This window comes from Endozoicomonas sp. SESOKO1, from assembly GCF_024606265.1.
Classification (GTDB): Bacteria; Pseudomonadota; Gammaproteobacteria; order Pseudomonadales; family Endozoicomonadaceae; genus Endozoicomonas.
On the sequence record NZ_JAHHPP010000102.1, the window covers coordinates 1 to 19,067 of the forward strand.

Below are 19,067 nucleotides of genomic sequence, written 5' to 3' on the forward strand. Positions count from 1 at the left end.
CGGTCTTGAGGTTGACGAGGTTGAAGTGGTTGCGGCAGTGGGTCAATATTGAGGTCGATACCCAGGCGTTGGTGGACAAAATCACCATGGCCGGTCTTGAGGTTGACGAGGTTGAAGCGGTTGCCGGTGAGTTTACCGGTGTCGTTATTGGTGAAATTGTTGCCTGTGAGCAGCACCCGGACGCCGATAAGCTGCGGGTGACTCAGGTCAGTACCGGCAGTGAGTCTTTCCAGGTGGTGTGTGGTGCCCCTAATGCCCGGGTGGGTATCAAGGTTCCCTTTGCCACCGTGGGTGCCGTATTGCCCGGCAATTTCAAGATCAAAAAAGCCAAATTGCGCGGTGTTGAATCCTTCGGCATGCTCTGTGCCGAGGAAGAGCTCGGCATGGCAGAGTCTTCCGATGGTTTGATGGAGCTGCCTGCGGATGCCCCGGTTGGCCAGAATATTCGTGAATACCTGTCTCTGGACGACAAGATCATCGATGTGGATCTGACGCCTAATCGCGGTGACTGTCTGAGCATCGCCGGTCTGGCCCGTGAAGTCAGCGCAAACTTTCTGGCGGATGTGACAGAAGAGCAGATAGTGGAAGTGGCGCCAGCCATTGATGATACCTTCCCGGTTCATATCGATGCTCCACAGGGCTGCCCACGCTATGTTGGCCGGGTTATTCGTAACGTGGACGTTTCCCGTTCTGCGCCATTGTGGCTGACTGAGCATCTGCGTCGCTCCGGTGTCCGCTCCATTGACCCGGTGGTGGATGTCACCAACTACGTCATGCTGGAGCTGGGTCAGCCTATGCACGGCTTTGACCTGGATACGCTCTCTGGCAGCATTCATGTGCGCATGGCTGAGGCTGGCGAGAAGCTGACCCTGCTGGATGGTCAGGAAGTCACATTGAACGACAACACACTGGTCATTGCTGATGAGCAGAAGGCTCTGGCGATTGCCGGGGTGATGGGAGGAGAAGGTTCCGGCGTCAGTGACCAGACCCGTCATATCTTCCTGGAAAGCGCATTCTTTGATCCGATTACCATTGCCGGTAAGGCCCGTTCCTACGGCTTGCACACGGACTCTTCCCACCGTTTTGAACGTGGTGTCGATTTCCAGCTGCAGAAAAAGGCGGTTGAGCGTGCCACGGCCCTGATTGTTGAGATTTGTGGCGGTGAACCTGGCCCGGTGACAGAAGTGGTTAGCGAAGCCCATCTGCCTGCCCTGCGTGAAGTGACCCTGCGCTCTGAAAAAGTGACTGCACTGCTGGGCATGGTCATTGAAAACCGCCATATTGAAGCCCTGCTGTCCCGTTTGGGGCTGGGTTTGGCCCTGATTGAAGAGACGGACGGCCAGGCTTGCTGGAGGGTGTCTGTCCCCAGCTGGCGCTTTGATATTGCCATCGAAGAAGACCTGGTGGAAGAGCTGGGCCGAATTTACGGCTACAATAACCTGCCTGAGAGTACGCCGACAGCCCTGTTAAAGATGAAGCAGTTAGATGAATCCCTGGTTCAGGAATCAGATATTCGTCGTGCACTGACTGCCCGTGGTTATCAGGAGGCGGTGTGCTTCAGCTTTATCGCACCGGAACTGCACCGGCTGTTTGATCCTCAGCATGAACCCGTTGCCCTGTCCAATCCGATCGCCAGCGACCTGTCCGTGATGCGCACAACGCTACTGCCAGGACTGGTTAAAACCGCCGGCTACAACCTGAATCGTCAGCAAAGCCGGGTTCGTCTGTTTGAAACAGGCCTGACCTTTATTAAGGAAAAGGGCAGTGATGAGCTTAAACAGGAGCCAATGCTGGCTGCACTGATTACCGGCAGTCGTCATCCGGAAAGCTGGCAGGGTAAGGCTGAGGCCGTTGACTTCTTTGACCTGAAAGGTGATTTCGAAGCGGTCTTTGCCCTGGGTCAGGCCGGTAATGAATTTATCTTCCGCAAAGGCGGGCATGCTGCCATGCATCCTGGCCAGTGTGCCGAGATTGTCCGTGATGGCAAGGTGATTGGTCATATGGGGGCACTGCACCCATCCCTGGCAAAGACGATGGATATGCCAGCGGCGGTGTATGTGGTTGAACTCAGCCTGAAAGCAGTGACTGAAGGCAAGGTTACCCGTTTTGCTGCCTTGTCGAAATATCCTGAAGTTCGCCGGGATCTGGCACTGGTGGTTAACGCTGCCATTGCCGCTGGTGATATTGAGCGGGTGATTGAAAGTGAAGCCGGTGAACTGCTGCGCCGGGTCAATACTTTTGATGTTTATGCCGGTCAGGGTATTGAAGCAGGCTGCAAGAGCCTGGCGATGGGCTTGACCTTACAGCATCCTTCCCGCACTCTAAAGGATGACGAGATTAATGAACTGGTTGATCGTGTTGTTGCTCGATTGAAACAGGACTTCAATGCCAGCCTGCGTCAGTAAACGCCAGTCAATGGCCTGAGAGTGAATAATAAGATCATGGTAATAGCCGGTCATCTTTCTTACAGGAAACCCGATACAGCTATTACCATGGGAAAAACAAAAAAGGGGATTGGTTCATGGGAGCCCTGACGAAAGCCGATATGGCCGAGCGACTGAATGAAGAGCTGGGTCTTAACAAACGCGAAGCCAAAGAGATGGTCGAGCTGTTTTTTGAGGAAATTCGCCAGTCTCTCGAAAAAAACCAGTCGGTGAAACTGTCCGGTTTTGGCAACTTTGATTTGCGTGATAAACGACAAAGACCTGGCCGGAACCCGAAAACGGGAGAGGAAATCCCGATCACCCCACGTCGTGTGGTGACCTTCAAACCCGGTCAGAAACTCAAGGCGAGAGTGGAAACCTATGCAGGACATGGAACTCAGGACGAGTGATCTGCCAGCCATCCCTGGCAAACGTTATTTTACCATTGGCGAAGTCAGTGAGCTCTGTTTGGTAAAGTCTCATGTGCTGCGCTATTGGGAGCAGGAATTTCCGCAACTGTCACCGGTTCGTCGAGGTAATCGGCGTTATTACCGACATGAAGACGTACACCTGGTTCGACAGATCCGCAGTCTTTTATACGATCAGCGTTTTACTATCGATGGGGCCCGCACGCAGCTCAAGCGTCATTCAGTCAAACGACAGACGTTTGATTATCGGACCGAAATAGCCCAGGCAATATCTGAACTGGAAGCCGTCGTTGATATCTTGTCCTGAGCTGAAATATCACGGAGCTTTTTATAGCTTCTGCAACTTATAGCTTCTGCAACAGCTTTTTCATACCAGTGTGCATTGTTGCCAGGGCGGAATCCAGGATCTGGCTTCCATTAGGTGGGCTACGTTTTGCAAGTAGTAAGGTTGCCAGGGATTCTGAAAGCCTTCAGAACGTTTTTGCTTTATAAGTGCAGGATTGTCTCTCATTTGCCGGAGCATATTCAGGCCCATATCCAGGGCAACTTTTAATTCGATAAGTTCATCGGGTGTCTTGCCATTTTTATCTTTATCACCGCGTGTGGTTGAGGGGATCTGGAGCCGGTCACCGGGATCATGGGCCGAACCTTTGGTTATTTTGAGGCTTGAAATGGCTTGCTGCTCGTGCAGGTGTCTGAAAACTTCCGGATCGTCCTGCTCCACTGCACAATGAAGCAACGTTCTCTGGTGCTCTGCTTTGTGAAACAGGTATGAATGATAATTTTCACTGGTACTGAAATGGTTGCAAAGCTTGCGAACTACATCAAGGCTACTGTGACTGGCCGCCAGACTTAACAGGCTTTCGCCACTGTTGTTAGTGGTATTATTCAGTTTCTCCTGAACGTCAAGCTCATCTATAAGCCGTAATGCCCCTTCGTTCCAGCCGGTCAACAGGGCAAAATGCAAAGCCGTGTCGTGGTTCATGGCAATGGGCGGTTTATCAGTTTCGTTATTGTCCCTTGGTGATGCGCTGGCAGCAGTGGCGGTCGCTGCAGCAGCGTCATCAGAAGTAACAGTAGCAGCGGTAGAAGAAGTGTGTTGATCAATATGGTCCTGGCAGAAATTATCCGTAAGAGCGAGCATTAACAGTTCCATATCACCGGCAAGGCAGGCAATGTGCAACGGGGTTAAATCACAAGGGAGATCCAGATCGTTTAATTTACCGTCAGGGCCTTTTAATTGTTTGGCAACCGCCACCGCTGTACTGATCAACATTTCGGGGTCGGTCAACTCCAGGAAGCCTTTGGCCGAGTCATTGGCGGGTGACTCTTTTGCTGGTAAGGCTACCACCCCTTCGCCTGGGGTCTCTTCGACCAGTGAACCCGGGACATAAGATTTAATTTGAGAACCATCGACATGCATAACAAAGTGACCTCTGACATGAACCTGCGATATTTGAACACCTGATCGGTACAAAGTTCCATTCAGGTTGAAATAGGGCAGGGGCGGCCAGAAACAGCTTTGATTGCCAGCCAGAATTACCAGCCAGGCCAGACTATGAACGTCGTTTTCCGGATGGGTGGGGTTTTTTCTCTTCCGGTGCGTTAAAGATCAGGTAAAGCTCCATCAACACTTCGGGAATCTGGCTGCACATATCCTCTGTGAGCTTGTTGTCCCTGCGAATATCCTGAAACTCCTGTTCATCATCAAACAGGCCTGAGGCCAGCATGATTGGCAGCAGGAGTTCACAGACCTCCTGTTCATTGGTTCCGAACCAGGCGTCTTCATCGAGGAAGTGAGCCACCATAAAACCGGTGCACCAGTTGGCAAGGGCTTCATCGTCGTGGTCTTCCATCTCTTCGGATTCGCAGGAGAGGGAAAAACCCTCATCCTCGTCGTTAAATCCCCGGTCAATGGTCGTTTGCATTCTGGCAATAAGTTCATTCAACTCATTGGCACTGGCGGCTGGAAGCTCAATCTCACCATCAAAAATACTCTCGTTCCGTTCCTGCTCGGTCAGGTCTATGGGGCAGATGGTCAGGGCTGTCAGGAAACCGTGAAGACCATGGTAGTCAAGAGTTCCGGTTTCGCTTCCATCATTAGATTCAGTAAAAGGCTGTAACAGCGCCTCCACAGAAGCACGGGTATTGGACATAGAGGGTATCCTGAAAATTTGAGGGGAATGATTTTACTCTGGCTTTGGTGGAGATAAAAGTCGTCAGGTGAAGCCTTTATCATGATGAGCATCGCTATTTTTTTCTTTTTATAGAACTAAGTGTTGGTTGCTAACGTCTGAGAGTGGAGTAATCAACTAATAAACCGTTCAAACAATTTCTGACATGTATTGGGTGTAAGGAAATAAACATCTAATGTCGTTCATATGATGAATCCTTGGAGATTGAGTGTGGATAATCCGAAGCCTCTGGGTAGACCCTTCAGCAGATATAGTCAGCAACCTGATGTCCATAGGAACAGGTCGGCCAAAGAAGGACGCATGAAGGATGGCAGATCATTAAGGCCATTTGATTCTTTGAAATTGAGGTTAATGCGTCGGTCTGCTGAGGAACCAGTGTCGGCTAAAAATCAACGGGCGGTTGTGTCTTGTAATAAGGAAGTTGCCGGAAAAGTCAGTTCAGAAATACGTGGCAGGATATCCCGGTCAGGAATTGATCATGCGACAGCGTCTACCAGAGCAAGGTGGCCTGGGGGGAATGCTGAATCCGGGGCTGCACATGATGTGTTGAGAGGCAGGATCACAAACCAGTCGGCAAAAGCAAAAGATTGCTTCTCTGCGTTTTTTTTCCCGATAACCTTCTCCTGCAGGCTCAATGGTGTTGAGGAAACATTTCCCCATGAAATGGCTCGCACGATTTGTGATAACGATGCCATCCGGGATTGTGCGGCCTATCTGGCAGGTGGGAGAACAGAAAGAGTCAGTTTGAGAAAATATAATGAATCGTATCATAATGACATAGACAGGATTGATTTAACGATTGTTAAAATAGGTTTAAATGGTACTCAACAAAACAAGTTCAACACCAAAAACTACAGATGTAGTTTAAATCTTGAAGATGAATCTGGCAGTAATCATAAGGTTGAGAGAATGTTGGCTTCATATCTTGATGGCCAGGGTTCTGAACTGTCAGCTTCTTTGAAAATTCTTCTTGGGCAAGGCTTGTTGAATCAGTTATATGTCTACTTCTCTGAAATTGGGTTGAAACTGAGTTGCTCAGGATCTTCAATCTGCACCCATACTCTGGAATTAAACGACCGTTGGTGTGTGTTGAAATCAACTGTGACTTACAATGAGTATATCAATACAGAGTGTAAGGCAAAGAAACTGAAATTACCTTGTTCTTTTTCTGTGATGATCAGTCTTGGTTCTTCAAGTAAAAGTGGTAATTGGCGCCTGAATGGAGCAAAAATAAATCTGAACTTTCATGGTAAGGTAGCACGGGTGGTAGAGAGGCAAATCAGGCCGACAGGTTCAAGGCGGCTACTTCTGGACATCGAGGCGATAGCCGGGAATGCCGGAGGTTTACTTGCTGCTCGAGCGCTGAATGATGGTGGGTTGAGGCGTTGTAACAGTGAAGATAGTTTATTATCTTCTGTTTTGGAAAAGCCAAAAAACAGAAAAACCTATTTTAAAAAAGGCTTTTTGCTAAAAGATAATAAGATGTTCTTATGTGATACTACTCTGAGTAAGTATGATGTGCGGTGGCAGTTGAGTAAATTTAACTGGGTGTCTGATTATCATGAATGTTTAATAGGAAGCGGTATCAAGTCTTCTGGTAATCATGCTGACATGGAAGAGATTGTGGTGCAATGCTCAAATTTACTTCAATGGTATCCTTCAGGGAAAAAAAAGATTTTTGATTCCTGGCTTGAGGATAATATTGATACACTGAAGAATTATGGTGTTCCTTATTTGAGTGCTCTTAAACAAGCGGTTGTAGCTGAGTGCAGGTGTTTATGGAATACCCGGTTTCAAGAGTATCTTGATAAATATCTGGATTTCAATTGCCAGGATTATGCTAGTCAGTTATTTCCAGAATTAAGCATAGAGGCTAATGGGAGTGAATTTTTAGAGATGGCCATTGCCATTTATAAAAGTCAGGAAAATACATCAAACGTAGTGGCCTGTGTGAAAGCGTTGAATGATATTCATCAGGAATTGATGTCTGCAAGATCATTGTCCAATAGCTTATGTGCCGAGTATCTTCTCAAACTGGGAAAGGCCAAGGCGGACAGCTTTTCAACTGTCACCAGTTATCAGAAGTGTTCCCAATCAAAACACAAGCCCGCTCTTGTACTGGTTCCGTATTTTAACCGATTCTCAACCGGAGGCCAGAAGCTGGTCAGCATTCTTCTTTATGAAAGCATGAACAGGCTTAAGGTGTTGTGCAATGTCCAATGGGTTGAACATTATTTGACCACTATAGACAAGCACAATAATCCCCGAAAAAATGATCAATTTGTCGATGACTTATCGAAAGGTTTAGAGTTATTCACTGAAACAGGAGAGCTGCATATGACAGTACTCTGATTTGCTGGATTCTATCAGGATTTGATGAAGATGCAGGCGAGTATCCGTATACTTGGCCTTTTTTATCAGATACGACTCTGTCCAATGCCTGATCCTGCCCTGGATATTTTAAAAAATACATTTGGTTACCCGTCCTTTCGAGGATTCCAGCAAGAAGTGATTGATGAAATCGTTGCTGGTCGTGATGCCCTGGTATTGATGCCTACAGGGGGTGGGAAATCGCTCTGTTACCAGATACCCGCGTTATTAAGAGGTGGTACGGCAGTTGTCGTTTCACCGTTGATCGCGTTGATGGATGACCAGATTAACAGCCTTCGGGAACTGGGTATTCGTGCTGATTGCCTGCACTCTGCCATGATGCCGGAAGACCGGCTTCAGGTTGAGCGGGAACTGCTGATCGGTGATCTTGATTTATTGTATGTAGCTCCCGAAAGGCTGCTGACTGAGTCGCTGCAGCGGCTTCTGGATCAGATTCAGGTGGCTTTGTTTGCTATTGATGAGGCTCACTGTGTGTCCCAGTGGGGGCACGATTTCCGGCCGGAATACCTGCAGCTCTCCTGTTTGCACCCCCGGTTTCCCGGGGTTCCCAGAATTGCCCTGACAGCGACGGCTGATCAGAGAACCCGTCGGGAAATCCGTGAACGACTGGGGCTTGGAACCGCCCGGGTATTTACGGACAGCTTTAACCGACCCAATATTTTCTACCGGATCAGCCAGAAGAAGCAGGGTAAACAGCAGTTACTGAACTTTCTTAATAAAGAGCATCCCGAAGATTCCGGGATTGTTTATTGCCTTTCCCGCAGGAAAGTGGAGCAGACTGCCCAGTGGTTGGTGCAGTCAGGCCGAAAGGCGCTGCCATACCATGCCGGACTCTCCCCCGAAGAACGGCGGGCAAACCAGCACCGGTTTATCGTCGAAGAAGGGATCATCATTGTGGCGACCATTGCCTTTGGTATGGGGATTGATAAACCGGATGTCCGGTTTGTCGCCCACCTTGACCTGCCAAGAAGTATTGAAGCCTATTATCAGGAGACCGGACGTGCGGGGCGGGATGGTCTGCCCGCTACCGCCTGGATGGTTTATGGCCTGCAGGATGTGGTGCTGCTCAAACAGCTGCAGGCCCGATCCAGTGCCAGTGCGCATGTTCAACAGATAGAGCAGCAAAAGCTGGAGGCCATGCTGGCGCTTTGTGAGGTGACCGGATGTCGACGACAGGTGTTGTTGAATTACTTTGATGAGCCTCTGGACAAACCCTGCGGCTATTGTGACTTGTGTCTTGAGCCACCGGAAATATGGGATGGAACCGAAGTTGCCCGCAAGGCATTGTCCTGTATTTACCGGAGCGGGCAGAGCTTCGGGGTGGCCCATCTGGTGGATATTCTGCTGGGGAAAAGTACTGGTAAAACCCGCCGTTTTGGTCATGACCGGCTTAGCACCTTCGGTATCGGTACCGAGCTGGATCAGAGCACCTGGCGGTCGGTCTTTCGCCAGCTGGTGGCCAGGGGGTACGTGAATGTGGATCATGACAGTCATGGTGCCCTTAAATTGAACGAGCGTTGCCGTTCACTGTTAAAAGGGGGTGATAGCATACAGTTGCGTCGTGACCGCTATGAGCCATCGAGAAAGTATGAGCGCGAGTATCGGGAGGTCGGTCGTGTGGTTGTGGAAGAGCATGATCAGCAGTTGTGGGAAGCTTTGCGGCAATGGCGCCGTGCCCATGCCGAAGAACAGAATGTCCCCGCTTATGTCATCCTGAACGACAAGACGCTGATGGAGCTGATAAAGCATCGTCCCCAATCCCGCCTTGAATTGTCGAGAATAACCGGAATAGGTCAATTTAAGCTGGAAAAATACGGGGATGACCTGCTAGAAGTGCTGGGAGTCAGCCGGTACGTTACCGAGAAATTTTAATGGCCCTTTACAGGCTGTGCACAGATAAACCGTTCCCCGCTGGGAGCGGTTGTGGCGTACTGTGCTCAGGTGAATCGTCTTGCCATGGCAATGGCATTGATACAGCCACTGCTTCCGGCTGCTTCTTACCGTGTCATATCGGTGACATCGATCCGGGGGAAGTCTGAATACCCTGGTCATTATCCCTTGCCATTCTTTCCCGTGGGCGCGGATTTTCTGGCCAAACAGTTCGTAGGCCAGAAGATGTGCCACCTCATGAGCGACAGTTTGCCGGATAAAGTGCTCGCGGTTTTCCTGAAGCAGCACCTTATTAAAGCGAAGCTGATGTTTTTCGATCCACGCCTGACCCGCTGTCTCTCCGGTCAGGTCCAGCCGGATATAAGGTTTCCTGAACGGCTTTTGAAAAAAGCTTTCTGCTTCCTGGTAAAGCTCAAGAATCCGCTGTTCAATCTGGTGAAGGTCGTTCTGCAATGGTTTGTCTGCCCCCTGTGTTTGTGCAGGAAGCATAGTGGAATGCCCGGCATTGTGAAACCCGTAAATGCTTCAATTGAGCTAAGCTGGTTCATCCTGGGCCGACAGGTTCGCCACCAGTTTCGACAGGGCATCGATGTCCAGCTCATCACAATACTTCATTAATTGCTCTAGCCAGAGTTGGGTATCATGGCAATGGGTAAACTCATGGTCGTACAAATGGGCTACAGCATGGCGAATGGCTTCGATATCACCGATCTCGATAAAGGCAGTCAGCTGACATTCCAGAATCTCAGCCTGAGCCACTGGCAGCCCGGGCCGGACAGGGCTTTCGATCCTCCCGTCTTCTTCTGCCAGTGGCAATGAAAGACGGGCTGGGCCAGACCAGTCGACAGGCTCTGTGGCGCTGGCTAAGGGAAGTGTCAGTAAAAAACGACTACCGACGTTCAGTTCGCTGCTGACCGATAGCGTGCCATGCATGGCAGCCGTAATCCGCTGGCTGATGGCCAGCCCCAGTCCCGTCCCCCCTCTCTTTAGTCCGGAGGTACCCTGTCGGAAAGGTGAAAATATTGCCTGAAGCTGATCCCCGGCAATCCCTGAACCGGAATCCTGTACGGCAAATATCAGCTGCTGCTGACGACTGACTTCCAGGCTGACTCTACCGGCATCGGTAAACTTGATGGCATTACTCAGCAGATTAATAAGGATCTGCTGTATTTTTGTCACATCGCCAATCAAAAACGCCGGTACCTCGCGGCCCACGGTCACCTTGAAGGTCAGCTTTTTGGCTTTTGCCTGCTGGGCAACCATTCGGTGAATGGAGTCGATCAGCTCCATCAGGTTGAATGGCCGGGCAACAATCATAAGGTGTCCGGACTCAGCTTTGCTTAAATCGAGAATGTCATTGATCAGGGTGAGCAGATGCTGGCCACTGGCCTGAATACCCTGTAACTGGTCCTGTTGTTCCGGGGTAATATTGGGCTGGGTCATCAGCAATTGTGCATAGCCGAGTATGCCGTTTAGTGGGGTGCGCAGCTCATGGCTCATATTGGACAGGAACTGGGTCTTGGCATCGTTGGCGGCCTGGGCCTTGTCCCTGGCATCGGCAAGGGCGGAAGCAGCCCGCCGTTCACGGGTCCGGTCGTGGGCCAGTCCCTGAATGGCTACCACTTCACCCTGGTCATTCATGGCTGCGGATTCATAGATTTCCAGTGTGGCAATGGTACCATCGGCCTTGACGATCTCCAGCTGGTAACTGGGATGGCTCCCACCCTGGCTCAATATTTTGAATACCTTTTCTGCCATCGTGCGGTCACTGTTCCGGTGCAACGACTGTCGCCAGTGCGCCATGAAATATTCCGGGCTGTAGCCAAGTATCGTCTGAACCGACGAAGTCACATTGGTAAAAGAGCAATCCAGGTCTTGCGAATAGAATATGTACTCATGCTGCAGGGCGTCGATGGTGCGTCGTAAACGCTGCTCGCTGGCGTACAGCGCCTTTTCTGCTGCCCGGCGTTTGCGGATGTCACGCATAAGCATTGAGTAGTGCAGGCCATCCGGTGTTTCAATGGCATTCATGGTCAGCTCTACCGGCACCAGTTCCCCGGACCGGGTGACAATATTGATTTCCACTTCGGATTGGCTGTTTTGTAACGCCGACAGCTTTTCTCCGGTAAAGAGCTGATTATGGTGCTCATCGGCGATCAGTGTGCACAGTTGTTTGCCCAGCACCATGTTGACCTGGTAGCCAGTCAGAAGCTCCGCCCGGGCGTTCACCATCACTATCACGCCACGGCAGTTAGTAATAACCATGGCATCAGGAGCAAACTGCAGCAATTCGCGGAAATACGCCGCATCAGTGACCCAGCGGGTGATATTGCGGCCCACCCCTTCGGCACCAATAATGTGGCCCCGGGCATCGTAAATCGGTATTTTGATGATTTCGAAGTGGAACGGGTTACCGTTTTCGTCGGTGGTTTTCAGCTCATAGACACTGGTTTCGGCATTGTCCATTACTCGCCTGGTCTCCTCCAGTACCTGTTGGTTGCCGGGGGCATCGGTGTACAGCCAGCTGTAATGGTACGTTTCGATTGGGGCAGTCATGCCCAATGCTGTCCGCATCCACGGACTGAGGTGGGTTATATAACCGTCCCGGTCGTGGGTGAAGTAATAGATACCCTGACCCAGCTTCCCAAGCAGGCGGTCGAAGGATGAAACCCGCTCTGCCCATTGCTGTTTTTCTCGTTGCTGCAGCCGGTGAGTTATGCGGGCGATAAACTGGCGTATATGGAACGGATCGTGCTGGCTGGCCAGTGGGGCAGCGATGGATGGTTCACCACTGGCGATACTCTCCAGTGACTGTCCAATGGAGCTGAACAGCTTGCTAAGCTGGCCGACCAGCAGCCAGATCAGCATGGCAGCCAGCAACTGTACAACAAAAAAGGTGGTAATTTGCGGCAGCAACCCATGGGGGCCGGAGGTGGATAGCAGCAACGACAAGCCCAGTCCCCCCTCGTCCAACGGTTGATAAATGTGTAAAAAGGTGTAGGCATTGAACATGCCGCCATTACTGTTGCAGCTGTCGGAGTCGCCGTTACTCCGGGGCAAGCAACGGCTGGCGTCAGCGTACTGTTGCCTGATCTCTGCCGGGATCTGGAGGCTATCCGGTTCAAACAGTGTTTCGCGAGTGCCATCGAGCAGGAATAAATAAGCGTTCATCTCCATCAGGAACGCTCGCTCCCGGAGGAAATCTGCCATGGATACAAAGCTCAGCACCGCCACCCGGTGATGGTCAATAGTTGTATAGCGGGCGTAGAAGAATCCTTGCTCACCAGAGAGCTGGCCAGGCTGCGTCAGGGGGAGAAGATAAATGTCGCTATGATGGCCCTGGCGGATGCCCTTGCCCAGCCACTGCTGCAAACCCTGGCGATAATCCACAGACATCTGTGGCCAAAGAACCGCCTCGCTGCTACTGGCAATCCACTGAAGGGAATGGTCGGCCTGCTGGATAATAATGACAGTTCCCGGTCGCAAGGCCTGCTGCTCAGACAGGGTGTTGAGAGCCTGTTGTGCCAGCGTAGCCGACGGTTGTTCTGCTGGGGATATCCCCGGTTCAGAGGCCAGTATCTGCAATTGTTGGCTGACTTTTTCTCCCTGTTGCCGGGCGAGGGAAAAATGGGTGTTGATCTGGCGGACCACCTGTGTAGTGGCTATCTCCAGATTGTGCTCCAGGTAGCTCTGTTCACGGTTGAAATCGTACGTCTGCAACAGGACAAAAAGCAGGTTATAAAATAGTGCGGCGGGGACTACAGTAAGCAGGAATATTTTTTTCCGAATAGACAGATACACGGGCAGGCTCTGGATGACCAAAATCATAAACGACAGGCATATAGGTCACAATCCTGTGCCGAAATGCCTGGGTACTTTGTAGGCGGCAGCCTGAATTATTTTGAACAATATCTGATGCCTGTTTGATTGCATATAGCTAAAAATCGAGAGTTGCCGTGCAGAAAACCGAGAGGCTGAATGACGCAGGAGCAGCAAAACCTATGGCTTTGAGTGGGCTGAACACTTATTGAAGAGGGCGCTGTGAGGTGCAGGAAAAACGCATATCGTCTTACTTTTTGAACCAACGAAACCGCTGTTATTCCTGTGGTGTTGGATCAGGAGGCTGTCCGATAGCCTCGTAATGCTTGTGATAGCAATAACTCTGATCCTTTCTGGAAGAAACCTTAATAACTCTGAACATATTCAGGCCCAATGCCCATGCCCCAGAAAATAACGGTAGTGATCATAATAGACACCAGAACCACCAATCCAATACAGAGAACGGAGCTGGCGTAGATAAATCCCTGCTCCCGGGGAATCTTCATAAAAACAGGGAGACCGCTATAGAGAAGGTAGGCTGTGGCGGATACAGCGGCAGTACCGGCAATAATAGCCAGCCACAGTGACGGATAGAGGCCACAGATACCCGTTAGAAACAGGGGATAGGCGGTATAGCAGGTAAATGCGGTGCAATCCGTCAGTGAAGGGTCGCTGTTGAAGTTATGACTCATCCAGTGGATGAACCAACTGATGACGGCGACGCCACAGACCATGGCCATCCAGGCCAGGAGGGACATCCACAGGGCACTCTCAGGAGTGAGCCTGACAACCTTGGTACTTCCGGGAAGGCTCCAGCCAGCCATGGTAGTACCAATGTAAGTGCAAACGGCCGGCAGGGCTGCCAGCCAGATGATTTGACCAAGGTAGAGTTGAGTCAGCCCGGGCGGGTTCTTCCGAATATTGATCCATTCGTTGTCGGGCTCAGTGAGCAAGCCCCAGAGATGGCTCAGGATCATAACAGTGTCTCCATGTGTTCGGCTGGGTACCAGGTCGTTTCTTCCGCTGAAATGACAAGAGCAGTGGTGGATACTGATACAGACCGGCGGTTAACCTTTGTTATTATTATTGGCTCTCTGCAGGGGGTTTCCACCGCAGAACCGCGTTAAGCCGCACCTCAAGTGTTGTCATATATCACCCGGTTTGTAAAGAAACGGGACGTTTTTAGTGGATTTCTGCCTTTTCTGCCCATAAGCCTTTATCCTTCGGCTAGACGGGATATTTTACTGAGGTACTCATGCTCAATAAGATTGATAAAATTATGCTGGGTGTTTTACCAGCGTTATTCGCTTTGTCTTTAGGGCTTCATTGGCCGGAGGGTAAGTCTGCGGTAGAGCCTGAACTTCCGGAATCTGTGGTGATTGAACAGGCAGAAGAGCCGCCTGTTGTGACCATACCGGACTTCGGCAGCATGGTTGATGTCAAGGCCAAGAAAAGTGCATTCTTTAACTTTTTACTGCCGATGGTCCAGCAAGAGAACGACGTGATTTTGCAAAGTCGGCGGCGGATTATTGCTTTATCTTTACAGTCAGCACTGTCGGAGAAAGACCAGTCATGGCTGGCTGATATGGGCAGAAAGTACCGTATACAGGATGTTTCAGCCTTTGATAAGATGTTTTTTGAAGCGTTACTGAGTTGTGTCGATATGATCCCGGCGTCTCTTGCCCTGGCTCAGTCGGCCAATGAAACGGCGTGGGGAACTTCAAGGTTTGCCAGACAGGGTAACAACTTCTTTGGTCAGTGGTGTTTTACCCCGGGGTGTGGAATTGTGCCAGGGGCTCGCCCGGAAGGGGAGACCTATGAAGTTCAGAAGTTCAAGGATGTTGCGGCCTCGGTACGGGCTTATATGCACAATCTCAACACTAATCATCAATACAAGGCGATGAGACAGCTGCGGGAACAGAGAAGAATCCGTCAGGAGCCGTTCACCGGAGCGGATCTGGCTCATGGTTTGCAGGCATATTCCATCCGGGGGACAGAATATATTGAGGAGCTGCTTTCCATGATCAACAGCAATAAACTGCAGCAATATGATTTACATGGTCAAGGTTAGCGTGAAATCTGTATTTGAATAAATAACTGACAGGATAAAGGAATTCCAGTGACCCTATCGTTTACCAATTCTGCTTCACTTCGTTTTTGCTTTACCAATCTATGGAAACGGGCAAAAACAGTGTCGCTTGGGGCCTTTCTATTCATTGTTCCGGGCCTGGTGATGGCAGCTCCTGCCAGCCAGTACTGGGCATTTTGGGATAAAAATAATCCGGACTCTTCTGAGGTGATCCATCACCATCTCTGGCAGGAGATTCTGGATAGCTATCTGGTGCTTCGCCCGGATGGGAATCGCTTTCGATATCAGTCTGTCAATCAGGAAGATCGGGATAAGCTCAATAAGTACATCATGGACATGTCTTCTCTGGATCCAAGGACATACTCCGAGGCGGAGCAGAAGGCATACTGGATCAACTTGTATAACGCATTAACGGTTGATCTGGTTCTGGAACACTACCCGGTTAAATCCATTACCAAAATTGGCCCCTGGTATCGCTTTGGCCCATGGGATATGGAGATTACTCGAGTAGCAGGGCAAGAACTGACGTTGAATGATATTGAGCATCGGATTCTCAGGCCGCTATGGGATGATAGCCGTATTCATTATGCGGTGAACTGTGCCAGTCTTGGTTGTCCGGATTTGTCGGCAACCGTTTTTACCGCAGCCAACACTGAACAAATGCTGGATGAACTGGCCAGGCGCTTTATCCGTCAGGAAAAAGGCATGAGCTGGGTGGATGGCAGGCTGACGCTCTCCCGTATCTATGAATGGTATGAACAGGATTTTGTTGATCAGGAGGGGGTGGTTTTACATCTGCGACAGTTTGCTTCCCGGAAAGATGCCCGGCGGCTGAAAAAATACACAGGTACTATTCAGTACCAGTATGACTGGGGTTTGAATGAGCTGAAGTAGTCAGTGTCTTTGCCGATCAACTTTCTTAATCAGGCCCCGGAGCATCACCCGGGGATGGCTCTGAAATAACGCTAACAAGGTGCCATGTATGGCCAGATCCGTCGTTTCAGCTTTGCTCTTACTGTTCAGTATTGCGGTACAGGCGGTTCCATCCCCGGATCGCTGGTCATATTGGGATAAGGCTGACCAGAGTAGTGAGCAGGTGGTTGATCACTCAAAATGGCAGAACTTTCTGGATCGCTACGTAATACTCTCTGAATCAACCGGAATGTATATGGTTGAGTATGGACGTGTTACCAAAACTGAAAAAGACAGTCTGGATGGTTATCTTAAAAGTCTTGCCGGGCAGGATCCCAGAAAACTGAATCGTACTGAGCAGCTGGCTTACTGGATCAACCTGTATAACGCATTAACCGTTGACCTGATTCTTGATTACTATCCGGTCAAGTCCATTACCAGGTTGGGAAAGGGATGGTTCCGTATGGGGCCTTGGCGGGATGAACTTATCATAATTGCTGGCCAGACTATCTCCCTGCATGATATTGAACATCGAATTCTCCGTCCCATCTGGAACAACCCCCGGATTCACTACGCATTGAACTGTGCCAGTATTGGTTGCCCTGATTTATTGCCGGAAGTGTTTCAGGGGGTAACGATTGATGAGCAATTGGCGGCAGCAGCCCGACGTTTCATTAATCAGAAAAAAGGAGCAACCTTTGTCAGCGGTCGCCTGGTGCTTTCCAGTATTTTTGATTGGTATGAAGATGACTTCATGGATAAAGATGGTGTACTGAAAGAGATAAAGTCATTTGCCAGTGGTGATTTAAAGCGTCAATTGGAAAACTACAGGGGACGGATCAGTTACCGTTACAACTGGAAGCTTAATGAATACCGGCCAGAATAAAAATATTCATGTAAAGCCACTGTTTTACACTCCCCCTGTAGTGAAAGTCCGTAGCCCGATAGCAATCGGTCTGATTGGTGAAAGATTGACAGATAGTTATAATCAGTCTTTTGCTTAGACAACCTCAGGATAATATGACGACTTCCCTCGCTGGAACTGCAAAGACAGAATTTAATAAACTGCAAAAGAGGCTACGCCGCCACGCTGGTCAGGCTATTGAAGAATTCAATATGATCGAGGATGGCGACAAGGTGATGGTCTGTTTATCGGGTGGTGCCGATAGTTACACGATGCTTCATATTTTGCAGAGCCTGCAGAAAAGTGCCCCGATAACATTTGATTTAGTGGCGGTGAATCTGGATCAGAAACAGCCGGGCTTTCCTGAGCACATCCTGCCAGAGTACCTTGATGCCCTGGATATTCCTTATCATATTATTAACAGGGATACCTATTCAGTGGTTAAGTCGAAGATACCGGAGGGTAAAACAACCTGCGGTTTATGCTCGCGCCTGCGCCGTGGCACACTGTATTCGTTTGCCGAAGAGATTGGTGCCACCAAAATTGCACTTGGCCATCATAAAGATGACATAGTAGAAACCCTGTTTCTTAATATGTTTTACGGCTCGCGGCTCGCGGCTATGCCACCCAAGTTGTTATCAGACGATGGGCGGAATATTGTCATTCGTCCTCTGGCCTACTGCCGCGAGAAGGATATAAAGCGGTTCGCAGAACAGATGGCGTTCCCGATTATTCCATGCAACCTGTGTGGCTCACAAAAAAACCTGCAGCGGCAAAACATCAAAGCCATGTTGGCTGAGTGGGAGAAAAAGAACCCCAGCCGGATCGAGTCAATTTTTACGGCGATGCAGAATATAGCGCCATCCCAGATGGCTGATACCGAACTGTTCGATTTTAAACATCTTGAAATGGACCGTTCCGGTGAGCGCAAGCCCTATGAGCATGAGGACAACCAGACTATCTTTTCAGGGAATATTCCTGAGCCACTGGATACCGACAGTGATATGGTGAAAATTATCAGTATCTGATTGAGCATCAGGGTGCTGACGTCAATGCCCGCGTCACGAAAGACAATAAAACCCCGCTCCATCTTGCGGCCAAAAGTGGCTGCCCGGAAGCCGTTGATTGCCTGCTTGAGGCCGGTGCTGATGTCAACGCCAGCACTTCAATTGACAGGGCGCCCCTGCATTTTGCCGCAAAAAGGGGGCATACCGTGGTTTGTCAACGCCTGCTTGAGGCAAATGCTGCTGTCGATGCCCGAAATGCCTTCAGCATGACCCCTCTCCATCTTGCGGCAAAACAGGGCATACATCATCCTGACTGTCCTGATCAGCAAACGTTGGCAAATGGAACCTAATAGTCAGTTTAAGGTCAAATGGCAGTATTTATAGTCTAGGTGGCAGGGTTTTATTCTGAAAGCAACCGCATCAACCTATTCACGACGGAAGCCGTTTAGTGACCAGCAAGCCAGTTCAAACAGGGCTTCTGGCAGCCGTTTTAACGGCAAAAGCGTCTCAAGCCAACAGTTTCATAAACAGTTTCATAAACAGTTTCATAGAGGAACAGCCAGCACCCCGGATAATAGCAAACATATCGAGGATGCTTTCTGGAAAAACAAACCATTACAGGGCCGGCAAGTCACCACGGCTGGTGTGCTCAGTGCCTATGGAAATGACAGAACGTCTCTGAGAGGCGGGTTCTTCCTGCAACAACTGTGCTTGCAGAACATTCTGCATGACGGCAGGGAAGTTACCCCGGAACAGGTCATTCGGGAGTTCAACCGCAAGCCAGATCGAAACAGGTGCAAATTGGCGATTGGGCGCTTCAAGGTGGAATGTTGCCTGCGGAGCCTGCCGGTGCATGGCCAGCAGGTTATACCGGACGAAGTGGTCAGGGATTTCCCGGATAGCCAGGAAGGCATACTGGGGAAAGCACGCTTCAAGGCAGAATGTTGCCTGAGGGGCCTGGTGTTGAATGGCCGACAGGTCACAACGGATGAGGTGGTCAAGGGTTTTC

The 19,067-nt window shown here is 50.1% G+C and carries 16 protein-coding genes; 11 read left to right on the top strand and 5 right to left on the bottom strand.

All coding sequences use genetic code 11. The features are described 5' to 3' along the window. The first annotated feature begins 5 nt into the window (after positions 1–5). From pheT to KDK13_RS05545, 3 genes are all read left to right on the top strand, one after another. Positions 6–2,405 carry a phenylalanine--tRNA ligase subunit beta gene (gene pheT, locus KDK13_RS05535; protein ID WP_257283969.1) on the top strand — a complete coding sequence of 800 codons (2,400 nt, stop codon included), beginning with the start codon at positions 6–8 and terminating at the stop codon, positions 2,403–2,405. A 116-nt stretch (positions 2,406–2,521) separates the two neighbouring features. Continuing rightward, positions 2,522–2,833 carry an integration host factor subunit alpha gene (gene ihfA / locus KDK13_RS05540; RefSeq protein WP_101747798.1) on the top strand — a complete coding sequence of 104 codons (312 nt, stop codon included), beginning with the start codon at positions 2,522–2,524 and terminating at the stop codon, positions 2,831–2,833. Then, entirely contained in the window at positions 2,814–3,158 is a 345-nt protein-coding gene (locus KDK13_RS05545) for a MerR family transcriptional regulator (protein WP_257283957.1), read from the top strand. The genes ihfA and KDK13_RS05545 overlap by 20 nt, the downstream gene beginning before the upstream one ends. A gap of 60 nt (positions 3,159–3,218) precedes the next feature. Here the strand turns inward: KDK13_RS05545 and KDK13_RS05550 are convergent, their stop codons facing one another. Continuing rightward, positions 3,219–4,274: an ankyrin repeat domain-containing protein gene (locus KDK13_RS05550; protein WP_257283958.1), complete on the bottom strand. Its 1,056-nt coding sequence runs from the start codon at positions 4,272–4,274 to the stop codon at positions 3,219–3,221. 133 nt (positions 4,275–4,407) lie between these two features. Beyond that, positions 4,408–5,007, bottom strand: a complete 600-nt coding sequence (locus KDK13_RS05555) for a YecA family protein (RefSeq protein WP_257283959.1) — start codon at positions 5,005–5,007, stop codon at positions 4,408–4,410. Between the two features lie 339 nt (positions 5,008–5,346). Between KDK13_RS05555 and KDK13_RS05560 the strand changes: the two genes are divergently transcribed. Both KDK13_RS05560 and recQ read left to right on the top strand, forming a co-directional pair. Then, positions 5,347–7,398, top strand: coding sequence for a hypothetical protein (locus tag KDK13_RS05560; protein ID WP_257283960.1), 2,052 nt, complete (start codon positions 5,347–5,349; stop codon positions 7,396–7,398). 30 nt (positions 7,399–7,428) lie between these two features. Further along, positions 7,429–9,309 (top strand): DNA helicase RecQ, encoded by a 1,881-nt coding sequence (recQ, locus tag KDK13_RS05565; RefSeq protein ID WP_306671010.1) that lies wholly within the window; start codon positions 7,429–7,431, stop codon positions 9,307–9,309. On the opposite strand, the gene KDK13_RS05570 is transcribed toward recQ, so the two are convergent. The 3 genes from KDK13_RS05570 to KDK13_RS05580 form a co-directional block, all read right to left on the bottom strand. Next, positions 9,265–9,816, bottom strand: coding sequence for a SprT family zinc-dependent metalloprotease (locus tag KDK13_RS05570; protein WP_257283961.1), 552 nt, complete (start codon positions 9,814–9,816; stop codon positions 9,265–9,267). The genes recQ and KDK13_RS05570 overlap by 45 nt on opposite strands. 45 nt (positions 9,817–9,861) lie before the next feature. Beyond that, entirely contained in the window at positions 9,862–13,128 is a 3,267-nt protein-coding gene (locus tag KDK13_RS05575; RefSeq protein ID WP_257283962.1) for a PAS domain S-box protein, read from the bottom strand. Positions 13,129–13,511: 383 nt separating this feature from the next. Next, positions 13,512–14,123: a Yip1 family protein gene (locus KDK13_RS05580; RefSeq protein WP_257283963.1), complete on the bottom strand. Its 612-nt coding sequence runs from the start codon at positions 14,121–14,123 to the stop codon at positions 13,512–13,514. A 278-nt stretch (positions 14,124–14,401) separates the two neighbouring features. On the opposite strand from KDK13_RS05580, the gene KDK13_RS05585 reads away from it, so the two are divergent. The 6 genes from KDK13_RS05585 to KDK13_RS05610 form a co-directional block, all read left to right on the top strand. Continuing rightward, positions 14,402–15,217 carry a glucosaminidase domain-containing protein gene (locus KDK13_RS05585; protein ID WP_257283964.1) on the top strand — a complete coding sequence of 272 codons (816 nt, stop codon included), beginning with the start codon at positions 14,402–14,404 and terminating at the stop codon, positions 15,215–15,217. 48 nt (positions 15,218–15,265) lie between these two features. Then, complete coding sequence (locus KDK13_RS05590; RefSeq protein WP_257283965.1) at positions 15,266–16,129, top strand: DUF547 domain-containing protein; 864 nt, start codon at positions 15,266–15,268, stop codon at positions 16,127–16,129. An 88-nt stretch (positions 16,130–16,217) separates the two neighbouring features. Beyond that, positions 16,218–17,033: a DUF547 domain-containing protein gene (locus tag KDK13_RS05595; RefSeq protein ID WP_257283966.1), complete on the top strand. Its 816-nt coding sequence runs from the start codon at positions 16,218–16,220 to the stop codon at positions 17,031–17,033. A gap of 134 nt (positions 17,034–17,167) precedes the next feature. Next, positions 17,168–18,079: a tRNA 2-thiocytidine(32) synthetase TtcA gene (ttcA, locus tag KDK13_RS05600; RefSeq protein WP_257283967.1), complete on the top strand. Its 912-nt coding sequence runs from the start codon at positions 17,168–17,170 to the stop codon at positions 18,077–18,079. After that, entirely contained in the window at positions 18,079–18,408 is a 330-nt protein-coding gene (locus KDK13_RS05605; protein ID WP_257283971.1) for an ankyrin repeat domain-containing protein, read from the top strand. Before ttcA ends, KDK13_RS05605 begins: the two co-directional genes overlap by 1 nt. 295 nt (positions 18,409–18,703) lie before the next feature. Beyond that, positions 18,704–19,067, top strand: a 364-nt coding sequence (locus tag KDK13_RS05610) for a hypothetical protein (protein ID WP_257283968.1), incomplete at its 3' end; no start/stop codon positions are given.